Below are 1,567 nucleotides of genomic sequence, written 5' to 3'. Positions count from 1 at the left end.
GTATAGAATAGATTATCATGATTTGCCGTAAAACACTGTTGTTTAGGGTTGGAAAGTGTTTAATACACTCAACGCTGATATCAAGTGTGTGGAACAGATCGTTCAAGAGGCTGTACAGCCAAGCGAAATCCCATAGTACGCAATAAAGCATTCAAGCTGCGGAACTCTGGATTACCTTTTTCTGAAAGTGTCCGGTAAAGCTGTGTTGGATTCAAGTTGGCTGCTTTAGCGACAGCTTGAACACCACCATAAGCTTTCGCCATTTGACGAAGTGTTACAAGCAATTCCCCTTGGTCACCATCTGCTAAGATAGCATCAAGGGTAGCTGCTGCTACTTCAGGATCATCATGGAATATTTCTGCCATCGCATCATCATGGTTACGGTCTTTCATTCTCGTACTCCTTTAATCTTCACGGTTTTGCCAATCACGCCAGCAAGCACATGCACGAGCGATATCAGTGTCTTGTGTTTTTTTGCTACCACCGCATAATAGCAATAATACGGTCTTGCCAGACTGGGCATAATAAACGCGGTAACCAGGACCAATATTCATACGCAATTCATAGACACCATCACGAAGCGGTTTGAAATCGCCAAAGTTTCCTTGCTCTAAACGATTAAGACGGCGAATAATCGCAGCTTTAGCCTGCACATCACGCAGTTTTCGCAGCCAATCAGTTATCAAATCTTTGCCATCAGAGGTAAGGTAGTGACATATTTCGAACATAATCTATATTCGTTTATAAACGAATATTTGTCAAGAAGGAAATGATTAAGAGGCTTCTTCTAAAGCTGCTTGCTCCTTAGAATTCTTTTTGATAGGAGTTAAACTCATTTGTAAATCTAATGCACTTAAAACGCTAAGAAACGTAGAAAGACGTGGATCACCTTTATCACTTAAAGAACGATAAAGAGATTCACGATTTAAACCTGTCTCTTGAGAAACAGCTGCCATTCCTTGTTTACGTGCAATGATCCCTAATACATGTGCAATATAACCACTCTCTTTAGTTTCTAAAGCATCCTCTAATAAGATCTTAAAATCTTCAGGTGTATTAAAATACTCACTTACATCAAATTTAGTAATTTCCATGTTTCACTTCCTTTACTAATTGAAGGGCTTTTTCGATATCCTTTTGTTGTGTAGATTTATCACCAGCATTAAGTAATAAAATAATCTCTTGCCCTTGTTTTACAAAATAGATTCTATAGCCTGGTCCATAATTTATTTTTAACTCACCAATTCCACGAAAGAATTTGACATCACCTAAAAGCCCATATTCAAGACGCAAAATACGTGCTGAAATCTTCTTTTGTGTTTGTTTATCTTTTAAAGAATCTAGCCATTTTATAAAATGCTCTGTTTTATATACTGTAAACATTTGTAGTTTATATGCTACAAAACAGATGAATGTCAAATACATTCTTTTGTTCCAATGAAAAAGCTACATAGGTTTTAACAAGCCAACCTTCCGAATGGGAAAGAGGTCAATTTTTTAATCCAGCTCTGCTTTTTGTGGGGCTTTTTTAATGGAGAACTTTATGCGGAAAATATCACAAGAAGGT

At 37.3% G+C, this 1,567-nt stretch carries 4 protein-coding genes; all 4 read right to left on the bottom strand.

Annotated elements, in window-relative coordinates:
* Positions 1 to 80 precede the first annotated feature (80 nt).
* Genes BN202_RS08465 through BN202_RS08450 form a run of 4 tightly spaced genes read right to left on the bottom strand, consistent with a single transcriptional unit; the run spans position 81 to position 1,383 of the window.
* On the bottom strand, positions 81 to 392 hold the full coding sequence (locus BN202_RS08465) for a helix-turn-helix domain-containing transcriptional regulator (protein WP_019220214.1): 312 nt from the start codon (positions 390 to 392) through the stop codon (positions 81 to 83).
* Between the two features lie 12 nt (positions 393 to 404).
* On the bottom strand, positions 405 to 728 hold the full coding sequence (locus BN202_RS08460) for a type II toxin-antitoxin system RelE/ParE family toxin (protein ID WP_019220213.1): 324 nt from the start codon (positions 726 to 728) through the stop codon (positions 405 to 407).
* A gap of 45 nt (positions 729 to 773) precedes the next feature.
* Entirely contained in the window at positions 774 to 1,094 is a 321-nt protein-coding gene (locus BN202_RS08455) for an addiction module antidote protein (protein ID WP_019220212.1), read from the bottom strand.
* Positions 1,081 to 1,383 (bottom strand): type II toxin-antitoxin system RelE/ParE family toxin, encoded by a 303-nt coding sequence (locus BN202_RS08450; RefSeq protein WP_034988027.1) that lies wholly within the window; start codon positions 1,381 to 1,383, stop codon positions 1,081 to 1,083. The genes BN202_RS08455 and BN202_RS08450 overlap by 14 nt, the downstream gene beginning before the upstream one ends.
* Positions 1,384 to 1,567 lie beyond the last annotated feature (184 nt).

It is taken from the genome of Bartonella florencae (assembly GCF_000312525.1).
Taxonomy (GTDB): Bacteria; Pseudomonadota; Alphaproteobacteria; order Rhizobiales; family Rhizobiaceae; genus Bartonella; species Bartonella florencae.
This window is presented reverse-complemented; position numbering and strand designations above follow the sequence as displayed.

Bases quoted from the DNA above. Each gene is read 5' to 3' on its own strand.
- BN202_RS08465 (WP_019220214.1), bottom strand. From the start codon at position 392: ATGAAAGACCGTAACCATGATGATGCGATGGCAGAAATATTCCATGAT.
- BN202_RS08460 (WP_019220213.1), bottom strand. From the start codon at position 728: ATGTTCGAAATATGTCACTACCTTACCTCTGATGGCAAAGATTTGATA.
- BN202_RS08455 (WP_019220212.1), bottom strand. From the start codon at position 1,094: ATGGAAATTACTAAATTTGATGTAAGTGAGTATTTTAATACACCTGAA.
- BN202_RS08450 (WP_034988027.1), bottom strand. From the start codon at position 1,383: ATGTTTACAGTATATAAAACAGAGCATTTTATAAAATGGCTAGATTCT.